At 34.0% G+C, this 17,589-nt stretch carries 18 protein-coding genes and 1 pseudogene; 7 read left to right on the top strand and 12 right to left on the bottom strand.

The window, feature by feature from the left end:
• Positions 1-74: 74 nt before the first annotated feature.
• The 3 genes from MHH45_RS27255 to tkt form a co-directional block, all read right to left on the bottom strand.
• A complete protein-coding gene (locus MHH45_RS27255; RefSeq protein WP_003199214.1) occupies positions 75-296 on the bottom strand; it encodes a YneF family protein in 222 nt (73 codons plus the stop codon).
• A 78-nt stretch (positions 297-374) separates the two neighbouring features.
• Positions 375-815, bottom strand: a complete 441-nt coding sequence (sirA, locus tag MHH45_RS27250) for a sporulation inhibitor of replication protein SirA (protein WP_016115775.1) — start codon at positions 813-815, stop codon at positions 375-377.
• Between the two features lie 156 nt (positions 816-971).
• Entirely contained in the window at positions 972-2,972 is a 2,001-nt protein-coding gene (tkt, locus tag MHH45_RS27245; protein WP_016115776.1) for a transketolase, read from the bottom strand.
• Positions 2,973-3,332: 360 nt separating this feature from the next.
• Here tkt and MHH45_RS27240 point away from each other — a divergent pair, with 360 nt between their 5' ends.
• Positions 3,333-3,632: a hypothetical protein gene (locus MHH45_RS27240; RefSeq protein ID WP_016115777.1), complete on the top strand. Its 300-nt coding sequence runs from the start codon at positions 3,333-3,335 to the stop codon at positions 3,630-3,632.
• A gap of 185 nt (positions 3,633-3,817) precedes the next feature.
• Here the strand turns inward: MHH45_RS27240 and MHH45_RS27235 are convergent, their stop codons facing one another.
• The gene (locus MHH45_RS27235; RefSeq protein ID WP_016131838.1) at positions 3,818-4,126 is read right to left on the bottom strand and encodes a hypothetical protein; all 309 of its coding nucleotides are present in this window, start codon (positions 4,124-4,126) and stop codon (positions 3,818-3,820) included.
• 152 nt (positions 4,127-4,278) lie between these two features.
• Here MHH45_RS27235 and MHH45_RS27230 point away from each other — a divergent pair, with 152 nt between their 5' ends.
• Complete coding sequence (locus MHH45_RS27230) at positions 4,279-5,862, top strand: bifunctional metallophosphatase/5'-nucleotidase (RefSeq protein ID WP_016131839.1); 1,584 nt, start codon at positions 4,279-4,281, stop codon at positions 5,860-5,862.
• A gap of 43 nt (positions 5,863-5,905) precedes the next feature.
• Here the strand turns inward: MHH45_RS27230 and MHH45_RS27225 are convergent, their stop codons facing one another.
• On the bottom strand, positions 5,906-6,145 hold the full coding sequence (locus MHH45_RS27225) for a DUF896 domain-containing protein (RefSeq protein WP_016115780.1): 240 nt from the start codon (positions 6,143-6,145) through the stop codon (positions 5,906-5,908).
• Positions 6,146-6,190: 45 nt separating this feature from the next.
• The gene (locus MHH45_RS27220) at positions 6,191-6,847 is read right to left on the bottom strand and encodes a YneB family resolvase-like protein (RefSeq protein WP_016115781.1); all 657 of its coding nucleotides are present in this window, start codon (positions 6,845-6,847) and stop codon (positions 6,191-6,193) included.
• Between the two features lie 143 nt (positions 6,848-6,990).
• Between MHH45_RS27220 and lexA the strand changes: the two genes are divergently transcribed.
• Entirely contained in the window at positions 6,991-7,611 is a 621-nt protein-coding gene (gene lexA / locus MHH45_RS27215) for a transcriptional repressor LexA (protein WP_088094288.1), read from the top strand.
• A gap of 29 nt (positions 7,612-7,640) precedes the next feature.
• On the opposite strand, the gene MHH45_RS27210 is transcribed toward lexA, so the two are convergent.
• From MHH45_RS27210 to MHH45_RS27185, 6 genes and pseudogenes are all read right to left on the bottom strand, one after another.
• Positions 7,641-8,441, bottom strand: coding sequence for a DUF4097 family beta strand repeat-containing protein (locus MHH45_RS27210; protein WP_088094289.1), 801 nt, complete (start codon positions 8,439-8,441; stop codon positions 7,641-7,643).
• 5 nt (positions 8,442-8,446) lie between these two features.
• Positions 8,447-8,989, bottom strand: a complete 543-nt coding sequence (locus MHH45_RS27205) for a DUF1700 domain-containing protein (RefSeq protein ID WP_088094290.1) — start codon at positions 8,987-8,989, stop codon at positions 8,447-8,449.
• Between the two features lie 4 nt (positions 8,990-8,993).
• Positions 8,994-9,305, bottom strand: coding sequence for a PadR family transcriptional regulator (locus tag MHH45_RS27200; RefSeq protein ID WP_088094291.1), 312 nt, complete (start codon positions 9,303-9,305; stop codon positions 8,994-8,996).
• Positions 9,306-9,527: 222 nt separating this feature from the next.
• The gene (locus MHH45_RS27195; RefSeq protein ID WP_016131842.1) at positions 9,528-10,580 is read right to left on the bottom strand and encodes a pyruvate kinase; all 1,053 of its coding nucleotides are present in this window, start codon (positions 10,578-10,580) and stop codon (positions 9,528-9,530) included.
• Between the two features lie 234 nt (positions 10,581-10,814).
• A pseudogene (locus tag MHH45_RS27190) lies at positions 10,815-11,226 on the bottom strand (DUF2935 domain-containing protein).
• A gap of 183 nt (positions 11,227-11,409) precedes the next feature.
• Entirely contained in the window at positions 11,410-11,748 is a 339-nt protein-coding gene (locus MHH45_RS27185; protein WP_016115789.1) for a YmaF family protein, read from the bottom strand.
• 345 nt (positions 11,749-12,093) lie between these two features.
• Between MHH45_RS27185 and MHH45_RS27180 the strand changes: the two genes are divergently transcribed.
• From MHH45_RS27180 to rfbG, 4 genes are all read left to right on the top strand, one after another.
• Positions 12,094-12,843 (top strand): sugar phosphate nucleotidyltransferase, encoded by a 750-nt coding sequence (locus MHH45_RS27180; protein ID WP_016115790.1) that lies wholly within the window; start codon positions 12,094-12,096, stop codon positions 12,841-12,843.
• Between the two features lie 16 nt (positions 12,844-12,859).
• Positions 12,860-14,935 (top strand): hypothetical protein, encoded by a 2,076-nt coding sequence (locus tag MHH45_RS27175; RefSeq protein WP_016115791.1) that lies wholly within the window; start codon positions 12,860-12,862, stop codon positions 14,933-14,935.
• 116 nt (positions 14,936-15,051) lie between these two features.
• Positions 15,052-16,017, top strand: coding sequence for an NAD-dependent epimerase/dehydratase family protein (locus MHH45_RS27170; protein WP_088094292.1), 966 nt, complete (start codon positions 15,052-15,054; stop codon positions 16,015-16,017).
• Between the two features lie 26 nt (positions 16,018-16,043).
• Entirely contained in the window at positions 16,044-17,132 is a 1,089-nt protein-coding gene (rfbG, locus tag MHH45_RS27165) for a CDP-glucose 4,6-dehydratase (RefSeq protein WP_016115793.1), read from the top strand.
• The last annotated feature ends 457 nt before the right edge of the window (positions 17,133-17,589 follow it).

Raw genomic sequence — 17,589 nt, 5'->3', positions numbered from 1 at the left:
AGAATTTTTAAAAGTTTTAAACACTACAGTTTTCCAAAAGAAAAGGACACTCTTATCGAGTGCCCCTTTAGCGCTTATTTCATTTGTTGTTTGTTCATTGCGCTCATCATTTGATTGATTTTCTTTTGGGATGGTTTTTGTCCCATTTGCATCATCATCATTTTTAACATTTGTTCATTGATTGGTGGATTTTTTTGTAAGTAATTCATCATATATTTGCGGGCGATGAAAAATCCTAACGCCACGCCTGCTACTAGTGCTAATACGCCCACTAGAACAACTACCCAAATTGACATATATTTTCCTCCTTCATGTTGTCTACCTTACAGTGTACTAAAACCTTTTCAATAAGACAAGATTGTATTCGACATTTTTTACACATATGTTCGTGCTTGTTTCAGAGGATTTAACCAACCATACTTTTTATTTTCATAATCCATTGCTAAAAATGTCAATTCGCATTTCCTGAGAACCTCAAAGAAAGTCGTTTCCATCGATACATTTCCGGATGTACTCATTTGAATATATTGTGATTTCACCGTTATTTCGCCGTATTCTGCCCCAGTATAAAGCATGTGTGTATGATGTGTTCTATTATACTTCCCAAAACTACGTAAAACCTGTTCTAATTTATGGTGAATTCTCATTACTTGTAATGGCATCGTAATATACATCATCTGCTTATATAACACTTTCTTTTCCGAAAGGGAATCAGATTCTGAAAATCGAGCAAATAAATCAAAAAACAAATACTCCCGACCAAAGTATGCCTTCGCAATATCTTCTTGAATTAAATACAATTCATACGTTTTCATACTTTCCCTCCCGCTCTGGACAACCTTTTCTCTTCATTATATAGAAGAAAATATGCAATGATTGTCTGACTACGGAGAAAGAAAAAACTTTTTCTGTCGAATAAACTCATTTACATAGAAAAATCTCTCCATGCCGGAGAGATTTTTCACAAACCATTAAAGCATTTCTTTTACTTTACGAACAACATTTTCTACAGTGAATCCATACTCTTCCATGATCTTTTCACCAGGAGCAGAAGCACCGAATGTATCGATACCTAGTACATCTCCTTCAAGACCAACGTAACGGTGCCATCCGAAAGTCGCACCCATTTCAATTGCGAAACGTTTTGTTACTGCTTTTGGTAATACAGATTCTTTATATTCAGCAGATTGCGCATCAAAGCGATCCATAGATGGCATGCTGACAACAGCTGCATCAACACCATCTTCTGCTAATGCTTTTTGCGCTTCAATCGCTAAGCTTACTTCAGAACCAGTTGCAAGTAAAATTACATCAGCTGTTTCTTTCTTGCTTGCAGAAACGACATATGCACCTTTTGCTACTTTTTCATACGTATCGTCTTTTGCACCTTCTAATGTTGGAAGATCTTGACGAGTTAAGACTAATGCAGTTGGTGTGTTTGTAGATTCTAACGCTAATTTCCAAGCTGCAACAGATTCGTTACCATCAGCAGGACGAATAACAGATACATTCGGCATTGCACGAAGCGCTGCTAATTGTTCAACTGGTTCATGCGTTGGACCATCTTCTCCAACAGCGATGCTGTCATGTGTAAACACATATGTTACAGGTAATTGCATTAACGCTGCAAGACGGATTGCTGGACGTAAGTAATCAGAGAATACGAAGAACGTACCACCGTAAGTTTTTAAGCCGCCATGAAGTGCGATACCGTTCATTGCTGCACCCATTGCGAACTCACGTACACCGTACCAAATATTTTTACCGCTGTAGTCAGCTCTTGTAAAGTCTTTTTCGTTATTCATGTATGTTTTGTTAGAACCAGCAAGGTCTGCAGATCCGCCAAAGAATGATGGTACAGCTTCTGCAATCGCGTTAATTACAGTACCTGAAGAAGAACGAGTTGCTGTTTTTGATCCTAATTCATAAGTTGGTAAGTTTTGATCCCAACCTTCTGGAAGAAGACCCTTCATCGCTGTTTGTAATTCATTTGCTAATTCTGGATATGCTTGTGCATATTCACCAAGCATTGTGTTCCACTCAGCTTGAGCTGTTTCGCCAACATCTTGTACCGTTTTACGGAAGTTATCATATACTTCTTCTGATACATGGAAGTCTTGTTCAGCTGTCCAAGCATACGCTTCTTTTGTTAATTTTGTTTCGTCTACACCTAGTGGAGAACCGTGTGAAGCTGATTTTCCTGATTTGTTTGGAGAACCGAAACCGATTGTTGTTCTTACTTCGATTAGCGTTGGGCGTTTTTCGTCAGCTTTCGCTTCCTCAATTGCTTTCGCAATTGCTGCAATATCGTTTCCATCCTCAACACGGATTACTTGCCAACCGTATGCTTTATAACGATCTTCTACACTTTCAGAGAATGAACGATTTAAATCACCATCTAATGAAATATCATTAGAATCGTATAATACAACAAGTCGACCTAATCCTAAGTGAGCAGCTAATGAAGATGCTTCAGCAGAAACGCCTTCCATTAAATCGCCATCACCGCAAATTGCGTATGTATAATGGTCAACTACATTGTATGCATCACGGTTATACTTCGCTGCTAAATGTCTCTCAGCCATTGCCATACCAACAGCTGTCGAAATACCTTGTCCAAGCGGACCAGTTGTTGCATCTACGCCTGCTGTGTGCCCATACTCAGGATGTCCTGGAGTTTTGCTTCCCCATTGACGGAAGTTCTTTAAATCATCCATTGTTACATCGTAACCAGATAGATGAAGTAGGCTGTATAATAACATTGAACCATGACCTGCAGATAATACGAAACGATCGCGGTTAAACCACGTTGGGTTATTTGGATTATGTTTCATAAATTGAGTCCATAATGTATAAGCCATTGGTGCTGCACCCATTGGCATTCCTGGGTGACCAGAGTTTGCTTTTTCAATCGCATCAATGGATAATGTGCGAATCGTGTTGATAGAAAGTTGTTCGATTGAATGTGACATGCTATTCTTCCCTTCGCTTATATTAGTAAACGTTTTACACATTTATATGATAGCTTCCCACGCAAGATTATACAACATGTATCGACAAATATGTTGATGTTTTTTCGAATTTGTTCAAAAAACATACTTAATTTCACAATGTATAGGGTTTCAATCTGCTATACTTTTTTATTATTCATTTATTGATAATAAAGGGAATTATCTGCATTTTCATACGTGGCTCATAAAAATATTTAGCAAATATTCTGCCCCCCTCCATACCACTCCTTTATTTACCATTTATTCACAACATATAGATAGAAATGAATATATATTGATTTTCATCGTATATATCAAATAAAAACTGCGGGAGGAGAAATGATGAGTGAACAAGTGGCTTCCTACACCTTTTTAATTGTTTTTTCCCTTATTACAATTAGTTCTATTTACCTTTCAGTAAAATTAAAATCACCCCATAAATACATCCCAGGTGTTGTCATACTTATTCTCTCCATTGGTACGTTTGGCATACTGTATTTTGATCGGGGTGTAATGATAACAAGTGAAGGATTAGGTTATTTATATAGTCTCATTGCAATCCTCTCGTTACTTATCGCCATTATTTCTTTATTTATAGCAATTGCTATTTCTTTTATTTCAGCTTTATTTAGAAAAAATTAACATTTGTTATGTCTGAGCACTACGCTCGATAAAAAATTAAATTCCAAAATGCAAAAGGTGTCCTTCTCCTGCGTTCACTTTATAGAGTAGTCTAATTAAAGACTCTAACTCTGTACAAAGAATATCTCGATTAAAAACAAGGTGTTCATACCGTCCATTGAAATGAGCCTGTGAGTTCTATTTTTTCAGGTCCCAATGAAATGAGATTGACTAATGAGCGAAATAGGTTGATCGCTATTTCTGCTCCCTCTTTCTCGATTTTTGTAATACCAATAATGGATACCAAACCCTTTCTCTTTCTTAAAAGGATTATATGTTGGAATCCACTGTAAAAAATCTGACACATACAAAACAATTTCATCACTGAATATCACGCATTCTTCAACAACCATTCCATCTTTATAAAAAAACTCCCTGTCATGCCAAGAAAAATCTTCAGAACTTAGCTCTCCTTTTTCATTTGAAACAAATACAAATTCATGTTGCAAAGCCACAATACCCTCCTCCTGTCATCATACGATACTCCGAAAACATTTTCATTTTCTTCTTTATAAATTTTAGATTTTCTAAACATTCAATAAAAAAACAAACCTATATTATCTGTTATGATTTATCATAAGATAACAAAAAAAGAAGGTTGATAAGCTTGAATAAGAACAACATTGTTCATATAAACATTCTACTAACAAGCGATGTACATGGTACAGTCTATCCGATTCACTATCAAAATAATGAAAATGCAGAAATAGGATTAGCCAAACTTGCAACACGTATCACACAAGAGCGTAACCAACATGAACATGTAATTGTGATCGATAACGGCGATTTTATACAGGGAACTCCATTCACCTATCACTACGCTAAATATATACAGCATAAAAACAACCCAATGTCACTTATCGCGAATTACATTGGTTATGATGCGGCCGTTATCGGAAATCACGAATTCAACTATGGAATGGATGTATTAAACAAAGCTGTATTAAACGCGAATATGCCTTATCTATCTGCAAATATTTTAAATAAACATACAAAGGATCCTTATTTTAGGAAACCCTATATCATTAAACACATACATCCTAATATAAAAGTCGCTATTTTGGGAGTTACAACACATTACATCCCAAATTGGGAGCAGCCACATCATATTAAAGATTTACTATTTGAAGATGCACTAGAAACAACAAAAAAATGGGTTTCTCTCATTCATAACCAAGAGCAACCTGACTTATTAGTCGTAGCATATCATGGTGGCTTTGAAAGGGATTTACAATCTGGAGAACCAATAGAAATTTTAACCGGTGAGAATCAAGGATATGCGATGTGCCAAGAAATAGATGGTATTGATATATTACTAACAGGTCACCAACATCGCTCTATTGCAAATACGAAAGTAAATGGTGTAACAGTTGTACAACCCGGATCTAATGGCCATTCATTAGGAAAAGTTCGAGTGGAGTTAGAACAAAATAAAGATCGATGGATAATTAAAAAATGTCATTCGGAACTGTTGTCTGTTAAAGGCGTTCAAGCAGACGAAAAAGCACTTTCACTTGTATCTGACTACGAAAATCAAACGCAACAATGGCTAGATCAACCAATCGGCACCATTATTGGTGACATGCAAATTCACACTGCGATGCAAACACGTTTACAAGACAATCCTTTTATTGAATTTATAAACAAAGTACAAATGGAGGTAGCTGGAGTCAACATTTCTTGTACAAGCCTATTTCATAATGAATCTTCTGGCTTTCCAAATCGAATTACAATGAGAGATATTGTATCGAATTATATTTATCCAAATACATTAAAGGTCATACATATTACAGGAAAAGATATTAAAGATGCTCTTGAACTATCAGCTGAATATTTCACATTAAATACCGAGGGAGATATTATTGCAAATCCCGCTTACACTACACCAAAACCACAGCATTACAATTACGATATGTGGGAAGGAATTTCATACATATTAAACATTTCAAAACCAGTTGGTGAACGAGTCGTTTCCTTAGAATATAACGGATCTCCCATTCGCTTTAATCAAGAATATGACGTAGTCATGAATAATTATCGCGCAAGTGGTGGCGGAAATTATTTTATGTATCAAAATAAACCCATCATAAAAGACATACCAATTGATATGTCTGAGCTTATCGCGAATTACATATTAGAACGGGGGACAATTGAAGCAAAGACCAACCATAATTGGAAAGTCATCAAATAAACAATTCTATTAAAATCAAAAAAAGATGGGCTGCGCCCACCTCTTAATTTAACTTTGTATTATCTTGTTTTTTCAATGCTTTTAATTTCGCCGGTGTAATATCTTTACCTTCTTCGTTAACGACTTTAATGCCTTTTAATTCGTTTAACATATTTTGACGAAATCCTTTTAAATATTGTTCACGGAGCGATTGGCGCTCACGTTGTTCTTCTTCAGTTAATCCTTCAGCTTTCGCTTTTTTCGCTAAGAAGTTAATGCGTTCAATGAGTTCGTGACTTAGCATCTCGAATCCCCTTTCTACTTAAAACTGATTATTATCATACAATAGTTAGTCTTGTTTATCAAGCAATTGCTTCGTGTATTCCACGTACCTGCGATGTACTGTTGCTTTAGATACATCGTGTCCAAAACCACGAAGCGTTGCTGCAATTTCCTCAAATGTTAATTCATTGCGACGCAGACGTACAATTTCTTCAATCGGCACTTCTTTCTTTTCACGTCCTGTACTTAAATGTCGGTTTTTTAAGTTTTTTTCTGGACGAAACCCTCTTTCTACCGCTCTCTGCATTCCACGTTTAATCTTCAAATTATGAATCTTTCTCTGATACTCTTCAACTATACCAATAATATCTAGCACCATAGAATCCGAATCAGAAAGCTGTAATTCACCATTATGCGTATGTGTATATACTTGTATTCCTTCTTTATGTAAACAGTGCATTAAAGCAATTTTTGCATTCCCTCTTCCAAGCCGCGTTTCATCTTGAATGAGAAGCACATCGACCTGTTCATCTCGAATCATATCTAACACTTCTAATATACCGTCTCGTTCAATCGTATAGCCGCTTGCCTTCTCCTCAATCACCTTTATAACATTCATTTGATACCGCTCAGCTAAATGCAATAATTCATCTTTTTGGCGTGATAATGAAGTTTCCTGCGCTTCTTTCGTTGTGCTTACACGGGCATAAATGATTGCATTCATTTTAAAACCTTCTTCCTCATTTCAATTTTCCCTTTAGTGTATCACAAATCGCCCTTTTGTTCGAACTTATGTTTGTAGAATGTTTTTTTGCATGTTATACTTATAAGTAAGAAAATTGAAAGAAAACGAGGTGTTAAAAAAACATGGAAAAGTTAACAAAACGCCAGCAAGACATTCTCGACTTCATTAAACTAAAAGTACAAGAAAAAGGTTATCCACCTTCCGTACGCGAAATCGGTCAAGCGGTTGGCCTTGCTTCTAGTTCTACGGTGCACGGACATTTATCACGTCTAGAAGAAAAAGGTTATATTCGACGTGATCCAACAAAACCAAGAGCCATTGAAATTTTAGGAGAAGTAAGAATCGAAACAAACACACAATCAGTTGTTCAAGTCCCAATTGTCGGAAAAGTTACAGCTGGTTTACCAATTACAGCAGTTGAAAGTATAGAAGAACACTTCCCGCTTCCTGCAAGCGTTGTTGCTGGAGCAGACCAGGTGTTTATGCTACGAATCTCTGGAGATAGTATGATTGAAGCGGGTATTCTGGATGGAGACTTAGTTGTTGTTCGTCAGCAACATTCTGCATACAATGGAGAAATCGTTGTTGCTTTAACAGAAGATAATGAAGCAACTGTAAAACGTTTTTACAAAGAAAAAGATCATTTCCGCTTACAACCCGAAAACTCTTCTTTAGAGCCAATCATTTTAGATGAAGTCTCTGTTATTGGAAAAGTAATCGGTGTATATCGTGATTTACATTAAAAAATAGACCAGTTTAACTGGTCTATTTTTTAATTCGCTTCAATTGTCACGTCTCCAGCAGATGTTTGTCCGCTAATTTTTACGCTCCCATTCCCTACTACTACATTTCTTTCTTCTTCCTTGAAAACCTTAACTTCACCGGTAAATGTCTTCCCACTTACAGTCGCATCTTGAGGCTTTTCAAGTAGACGAATATCAACATCTCCTGCAGTCGAGCTTGCTTCCACATCATATTTAGAGTCATGATCAATAACGTCCACATCTCCACTTGTTGTTTTCGCAACAACTTTTCCACTTACTTTTTTCATTTTAATTCCGCCCGCTTTTGAAGATCCTTCCACTTTCTTCGCTGTCACCCGCTCTATTTCTACATCTCCACCAAGCGTTGTTGCTTCTACACGTTCACTTTTCACATCATTTACTGTTATCTCACCTGCAGATGAACTTACTTTTATTTCTTGATAGGAACGCTCCGGAACAACAATTGTTACACCTGGCGTTTTAAATCCGAAAGATAAAAATGAAAAATCAAATGAAATTCCTTTTTTTATCTTACCTTGAACCTTTAATATATCTCCTTTTTCATCAATACTTATTTTTTGCTTCGTAGTATTTCCTGATTGTTTTATATAAAAAGAAGAATCATCCCCTTTTTGAACTGTAACATCCCCAGCATCCAAATCAATTTCTAGATTTTTAATTGCTTCATTTTTTATAACTCTTTCAGTTTCTCCCTTTTCCGCCGCATCTACTGTTTTTGAATATGTTTGTGATATACCAACAACACCAATGATGATACAAGCGACCGCTACTAACAATATCTTTTTCATCTCATCTATTCCCCTCTAATCATTTTGAGATTCCAATTGACATAGCGCACACAAAAATTTTTAAACCATTTTGTACAGTAGTAAGCACCTATACATAACAATAATCCAACACCAACAAACGTAATAGACACGAATACCTCAAGCCACAAAAAAGTACCAGTTAGGATTTTAATTACTACAAATAGTGGTGCCACAACGCTAGCAACTCCACCAACCCAAAGTGCAAATATAAAACTTATAATTGCGATTAAAGGACCTAATACAAGAATAAAATTTAATAAACTAAGACCAATTGCCGCCATTACAGCTCTTGTTATATTTGAAGCAGATGGATCCTTTTTCATCTCATCAAAACGATATAACGCCAACATCTCTTTCGCAATTGCTTTTGGCGAACCGAGTCCTTTTATAATTTCTACCTCTGTCTTCCCTTCCTCTAATCCAAACTGAAAATGCTCCTCATAATCGTATAAAATATCCTGTCTTTCTTCTTCTGATAGCTTTCTAAGATGTCCTGATAGATTTCGAAGAAACTGTTCTTTGTTCATCTCATTACACCTCTTCAATAATTTCTTGTACCCCTCTAGCAAAAACACGCCAATCCGTTACAAGTAAATGGAGTTGTTCTTCGCCTTGATTTGTTAATTGATAATATTTACGCGGTGGCCCTTCTGTTGATTCTTTTAAATATGTTTGAAAATAGCCCTCTTTTGTTAATCGACGTAATAACGGATATACAGACCCTTCCGATATTAAAAATTTATTGGAGATTTGCTGAACGAGCTCATAACCGTAGCAATCTTTTCGTTTGACAAGTGCCAGTACACAAAGTTCTAGCACACCTTTTTTAAACTGGACGTTCAAAGATAATCCTCCTTTCCGATCAGTACCACTCAATGCAAGGTACTTGCGTCACCCATAATATACCATTTACTATTGTTTATTGCAAGGTACTGTTTGTTATCTATTTAATAAAATACCGTTTTCCGCCTCTCTTTTCTTTATACCAAACAAATTAAAGAATCACGATTCCCCTTACCTAAACATGGAGAAATCGTGATAAATAATATCATACAATTCTATACACTAAATGGATTTATGTAATAATTCCAGCACATCTTTCATAACAAAGGGGGCATCTTTTTTTACACGCTCAGCAAACTCAGAAACTAGACGCAATGTTTTAATACTTTCAATCGGATGATCACCTGATGCACTTTCAGCAGAAAGCATAACAGCATTCGTTCCATCCAATACAGCTTGAAATACATCAGTCACCTCAGCTCTTGTAGGAATAGAATAATCCACCATGGATTGAAGCATTTGCGTTGCCGTAATCACATATGTATTTGTGCGATTACACTCATGAATCATCATTTTTTGTAAAAGCGGAATAAATTGGTACGGTAATTCTACACCTAAATCACCCCTGGCAATCATAATACCCTCCACTTCTTTACATATCTCCTGAAAATTCTCGATGGCCTCCATCGTTTCCACCTTAGCAATTAGATTTGGTGAAGTTTCATTTTTTAGGCGGATAAAGTTCCGGATTTCCTGTATATGAGAAGGTTTTCTAACAAATGAGCATGCAATAAAATCAACGTTCTCACTTAAAAGAAACTGAATATCTTTTTTATCCTTCTCTGTAATAGCTGGTAAGCTAACGATTGTACCTGGTAAATTCACCCCCTTATGAGAAGCTATATCGCCACCTACCTTTACTTTTGTTTCTATTTTATCCTCGCTTATCTTTTCAACCGTTAACTCAACTTGTCCATCATTAATAAGAATTCTATTTCCAACTTTCACGTCATTAATAATCCCTGGATAATCAACACTTGCTTCTTCTTTGTTTCCAGAAATAGAATGAATGTATAAAGTAAAAGTATCTCCTGCTTGAAGAGTAACTGCATTTTCTTCAATAACTCCCAATCTTATCTTGGGCCCTTGTAAATCCCCTAAAATTTTGATGGAATCATCTAAAGATTTTACTAATTGAATTATTTCCTTATGGCTTTCATGGGAACCATGCGATAAATTAAGGCGGATAATATTCATACCATTTCTTATTAACTGAGACAAAGTATCCTTATTATTACTCGCCGGTCCAATTGTACAAATTCGATCAATTGTCATATTTTCACCATCCTTTTTTATCTATAATTCCCATATAAAAAGAAAAAATAATATTCCTCATACATGGTTTGTAATGTAAGAGTAGAAAAGACCGATCATTCCTTAGTACAAGAATTACCGACCTTTTCATGATGAAAATGACCTGAGTTGTTGCATGATAAAAAAGCGCACCATCAAATGGACTTTTTTAACAAATGAATACTCTAGTATGTATCCATCATGATAACAAAGCACTCATTCCATCGATTGCTGCATTTGTTTTTGTTTCAACCTTTCTTCCAACACATGAATCATAAATAAGAAATGCTCAGCTTCTCTTGTAACATGATCAGCTAGTAATGGATTAATTACATTTCGAATTTGGCATGTTTGAATAAGTTCCAATCCCGCCTTTTTGAAATTTCTCAATTCAACTGTGGCATTTTCACTATCTTTATTTAGCTTTCCGATTAAATCCTTCACCAAGAAAAAGTGCATCTTCCTTCATAATCCGTAACCAAAATCGATTTTCAGTTAAAGAGCGTTCAATAAATAATTGTTCAGTTAATGATTCAAAAGGCGCAGCTTTCAATTCCGACGGAAGCAGCATAGCCCTTTGCTTATCCATGACAAAATAATCAGGAATTGGTTGTTGTCCGTTAGTCATTAAAATCCCACTTCATTTGTGAAAATTTCACTACTACACCATGTATATGAATAGACGATTCCCATCATACTTAAACTGCATCATTAAGAACTGTAAATCTAGTGTTTTGTAAAGAAAAGATACTTACAAATAAAAAACTCACATTTCATTAGGACGTGAGTTTTCCTTTTAAAAAATATCTTTTTATTTATTACCTGGCGCAGGCTGGTCCACTCCCCTAATACGATGTTTATGTCCATTATCTTCTGTTGTATAAAAATCGTAATAATGGACATGCATCCCATTTCCAACGGGAATAGCTGGCCCTGAGTGCGCCTTATAATAATGCGTATGTCCATCTTCGAATACTACATATCCTTCTGTATAGTGTATATGTCCTCCGTCCTGTACCGAAATTGGCGGAGAGGTTACATCTAAACATTGATGTACATGCCCCGCCTCAACAGATGTATAATCAACAGAACCATGATTATGATTAGGTACAAATCCTGAAACAAAATCATCTTTTCCTACCCTGTTCACTCTGCTCACTCCTTGGCCATCAAGATAAACTTTCTAAACTTATATGCTTAAAATCAAAATTAATACCTATTAGTTCCCTATTTGCTTACTGTTGAGTAATAAGAATAATTAAGTAATTTAAAGTACATATTATTACTGTTATATGTCAAAAGGCCGAGACTCTTAGTAAAGAATCATATTTTAGTAAGATTGTTTTAAGTAGTCTGAGTAAGTCATAACTATTCGGTAAATCCATATTTTAAAATTTTCATTTTTTTATAAATGTCCGTACATACGTGGATACAAGTTATATATGTACCACATAGTTTAAATTAGTTATATAAACAGAAGGGTGGCAAATATGTTATGAAAGTCATAATTTTGTGTGGTGGAAAAGGCCTGAGGATGCAAGGGATTCTCAAAGATATTCCTAAACCACTAGTTCAAGTTCAAGGAAAACCTCTCATTTGGCATATAATGGATTGGTATAGCAGGTTTGGGCATTATGAATTCATCCTACCATTGGGATATGGAGGTGAAAAAATCAAAGAATATTTCATGGACTATATATGGAAAGAACATGATTTTAATTTAGATTTAAGGAATAATCATTACCAGTTGCTTGAAGAACCAAAACAGTGGAATATAAAATTTATAGATACAGGGCTTGAAACAATGACCGGAACCAGATTAAAAAAACTTGAAAAGCATATACAGGATGAGATATTTTTATTAACTTATGGTGACGGATTAGCAAAGATAAATATTAATGAACTTATAAAATTTCATAAAGACAAAGGGAAAACTGCAACATTAACTGGCATTAAAAAAAATAGTCAATATGGTTTATTACAGGTTGAAAATGGGATTGCTATAGATTTTAAGGAAAAACCCCTACTTAATACTGTAATAAATGGAGGGTTCTTTGTATTTAATAAAGGAATATTTAATTATTTGAATGATAATGATTGTATGCTTGAAGAGGAACCTCTACTTAATTTAATAAAAAACAAGGAACTTTCAGTTTATGAGCACAATGATTTTTGGATTAGCGTTGATACACCTAAAGATCTTAAAGACGCAAATGAAAGCTGGAACCCTAACAAAAATAGTTGAAAGGAATGAATGAACATTGAATTTTAACGATAGAAAGGAAAGTTACCCGCGCCTTTATATTCCCTCTAAAATAGAAAAAGATGTTCTGTTATCCCCAGATACTTCAGATGCTCCTGATATAAATCATTCTAAAAAATCTACAATCAAAAAAATCAACCCTCTATTTTATAATAAACAGCCCCACTCCGGAAATCATTTTTGTGCCATTGTTGGAACAGAATATGTCTTAAAAACAATTGCCTTGCGACAATCTCTAATACAAAATTCACAAAGATTCACATTATGGATTTGTTGTATAGATTCATTTGCGTATTCAGTATTGAAAGAAATGAACTTGAATAATGTAAATCTCTTACAGGTCGATGATATAGAGGATGCAAATTTGAAAGCCATTAAACGAAATAGGACAGTCAATGAATATTGTTGGACTTTAAAGTCCGTACTTATTGAATATTTATTGGTAAATTATGATTTGCCATCTGTTCTTTATTGCGATAGTGATTTATATTTCTTCTCTGATCCTAATACGATATTTGAAGAATGGGGTGACAATTCTATTTATCTTTGTCCGCAGAGAGACCGTGACTGGGTAGAAGAAAAATATGGGAAATATCAAGCTGGGTTAATTGGATTTAAAAACGATTTCTACGGATTAAAAAGCGTACGATGGTGGAAAGATAAATGCTTAGATTGGTGTAGTGCTAATCCTGATAATGGAAGATTTGGTGACCAAAAATATTTAGATTTTATTCCTATTTATTTTCCAAAAGTAAAAATCTCCAGAAATCTAGGTATAAATGCTGCACCATGGAATTGTATTTATAATAACAATTATAAAATTGATAAAAATCAAAGTGAGGTATACATCGAAACAGATAAACTAGTTGTATATCATTTTGCTTGCATTACCATTTTCAATGAAAAGGATTTTGACCTTTGGTCTTTAGGTGAAATCTCAATACCAAATAATATATTAAACCATATCTATACCCCCTATTTAGAACAAATTCAGTTTACTCTCAAAAAATCAACAGAAAAATTAGGTGAAACAGCAAAGCGACTATTAAGTGTTAAAGATATAAATGAAGCGCAAACTTTATATAAAGATTCACAATTAAGAAGAAAAATGAATCAATCAAATCATTTTATGAATTACTCAATGATTATAAGTCAAAAACGTTTAATTCAAGGTCTGACTTGTTATTATTCACTTGAAAGCCATGGCACAAATTTTACTGTATGGATCTGTTGTATGGATAATTTAACTTATCAAATTTTAACAAATCTAAAATTGAAGCATGCTATACTGATTCATGTGAAAGACATAGAAAATCAAGAACTCTTAAATATAAAAAATGAAAGAAGTTTACAGGAATACTGTTGGACATTAAAAGCCCCTCTATGCCTCCATATTCTTAATCATTATTCTGAAGTTGATCACATTATATACTGTGATGCAGATATGTTTTTCTTTGCAAAACCTAATATAATTCTAGATGAATGGTGGAAGTACTCTGTATTTCTTTGTCCACAGAGAGGTACTACTGAACTGGAAAATGTACATGGTATGTATCAGGCGGGCCTAATAGGATTTAAAAATGATCAAAACAGTAAAGATATTTTAACATGGTGGAAAGATAAGTGCCTAGAATATTGCAAGGATGTATATGATATTGAGATGAATAGATGGGGAGATCAAAAATATTTAAATCACATCCCTGATTTATTTTCTAATATCAAAATCATGACTCAAAAGGGTATTAACACTGCACCTTGGAATCTAATTTTAAATAATCATTCTTCTATAACAAAAACAGAAAGTAAGATTTTTATAGACCAAGATGAATTAATCACTTTCCACTTTGGGAGTATGAAAATTATTAATCCAAATGAATTTGATTTATGGAAACAAGAACATGTAGAAATTGATCAATCAATTTTAGAATATATATATATCCCTTATATCGAAAAAATAAAAAATACATGTCGCATACTTCAAAATGTTTTTTCTCTTACCCCTTTATTTGCTGGACAATTAGATAAGTCCTCAGTAAAAAACTATTTTCAATACCCTACATCGCATTTCAGATGAAATCCGTTCTCTCTTTTATATAAATGGTATTATTCCCTAATTCCTACAAAACTTTCTAAGTAAAATTATTTATCCCCTTTACCTAAAAATTTTTTCAAGGAGACGAATGAAATTCTATGAATACGATTGATCATTTTGAAAATAAAACGTTTCTTATCACTGGCGGATACGGTTTTATTGGTTCTCATTTAGTACGAAGATTATTAAGATTACAAGCAAAAATCGTTATTTTGACAAGAAAGTCATCGAACCCTTGGCGTCTTAAAGACGTATCAAAAAGTATCAAACTGTATGAAGTAGATATACGCGATAAAATGAAAGTTCAAAATATTATAAAACAAATTCGTCCCGATTATATTTTTCATCTTGCTGCATATGGGGTAAATTCAGCTCATACAGATTACATGAATGCCATTGAAACAAACGTTTTAGGTACAATTAATATTATTCAAGCGGCAAAGTCTATAGATTGCAAAAAGATTATTAATATTGGAAGTAGTTCTGAGTATGGAAATAAAACAGACTCTATTCATGAAGGTATGGCACTAACACCAATAGATATTTATGGAAGTAGCAAAGCGGCAGCCACTATACTTGCTCACCAAATTGCTGCTGAAAATAATACTAATCTTATAACCTTAAGACCCTTTGGAATATTTGGAGAAGGTGAAGAACCACATAAAATTTTTTGTTATATTATTTTACAAGTATTGCAGAATAGAACTGTAGATTTAACCTTATGTAATCAATTAAGAGATTACTGCTATATAGATAATATTATAGATGCTTGTATGCTAACAATTGAAAATAATTCTATACGAAATGAGATTTTTAATATTGGAAGTGGCGAAATTTACTCTTTAAAACATTATGTGGAATTACTCTTTAAACACTTGCAGACAAATAACAGACCCAATTATGGTGCATTATCCTATAGAACTAATGAACGAACGATTTCTAAGCCGAATATTAATAAAATTAAAAGTATGCTCTCCTGGGATCCACGCATAAGTATTGAAGAAGGTATTATTAAAACTGTTAATTGGTATAAACATAATGCACATCTATATCTGAATGTATGAAAATCTATTTCTAAGGTGTGAATCAATTGTTAAATAATAGCTTTAATAATGTATTTCATGGAAAAAAGATTTTAATTACAGGTCACACTGGCTTTAAAGGCTCTTGGCTATCCATATGGTTAAAAGAATTAGGTGCGACTGTAATTGGATATTCTTTAGATCCTAAAAATAAAAAAGATAATTTTATGTTAACAAATCTTCAAAACGACATAATTGATATTCGTGGGGATATTAGAGACTTTAATAAATTAAATAAGGTTTTCAAAGAATATAAACCTGAGATTGTATTTCATTTAGCCGCACAACCACTTGTTAAATATTCCTATGATTATCCTAGAGACACGTATGATATAAATGTTATGGGAACAATGAATATATTAGAAGCAATTCGTTTACATGAATCAACTAAAGTAGGAATTATAGTTACAAGTGACAAATGTTATGAGAACAGTGAATGGGTTTGGGGATATCGCGAAAATGACCCAATAGGCGGATATGACCTTTATAGCTCTAGCAAAGGATGCTGTGAACTTTTAATTTCTTCCTACCGTAATTCTTACTTTCCAGAAAAAAAATATGAGCATCATAAAAAAATAATCGCAAGTGTTCGAGCTGGCAATGTAATTGGCGGAGGGGATTGGTCAATAGACAGGATTATTCCTGATTGTATACGAGCATTGGAATCAAATCAAGAAATCTTTATTAGAAATACTAATGCAATAAGACCTTGGCAACATGTACTCGAACCCTTAAGTGGATATTTACTTCTAACAGAAAAAATTTTAATAGATGGTATCCTTTTTTCTGGTGCATGGAACTTTGGTCCAAAATTAAATAATATTGCCTCAGTAAAAGAACTTGTTACCGGTATAATAAAGACTTGGGGATGTGGGAATTGGATATCATCAAATGTACATCAAGAAGAATTTCATGAGGCAACATTCCTAAACCTTGATATAAGTAAAGCGAAATTCAAACTCAATTGGGAACCAAAATGGTCCCTCCAACAGACTTTAGACTATACGGTAGATTGGTATAAAAATTACAATACGTACTCCAGTGCAAAGATGAGAAATTTATGTATTAACCAAATTAAACAATACTCGCAGTCTTAAAAAAAGAAAATAACAATTTTTATAGACCACGTTGTTCTTTCAGGGTGAATATAAGTTTGCTCTTATGCCTATTAACTCGAAACATTTTATTCCTTCCAACATTATTCCCTCTAAATAAGTTATATGTAATCCATTTCATTCCCAAACAAACATTTCATTTAAACTATATAAGTTACAAATACAAGGAATCACGCGTCCTCTTCGTGATTCCTTTTGTCAGAAAGAAGCAACGCCTCATATTAACGACAATATATACAGAACGATTAGGTCATAAAAGCATTGAAATCACAGCCAATATGTATTTTCTTATTATTCCTAAAATCATTGAGAATGAACAAGGCAAATATGATGCTTATGTGGGGTAAGAATTTAACATGGACAAAAGTGGGGCAAAGATAGTTCCCTTGATGAGATATATGTAGAACAACCAAATAGAAAAAAACCTCAACACGTTATG

Source organism: Bacillus sp. FSL K6-0042 (genome assembly GCF_038006685.1).
GTDB classification, from domain to species: domain Bacteria; phylum Bacillota; class Bacilli; order Bacillales; family Bacillaceae_G; genus Bacillus_A; species Bacillus_A pseudomycoides.
The sequence above is the reverse complement of the archived record's forward strand: the minus strand, read 5'-3'. Positions and strand labels throughout refer to the sequence as shown.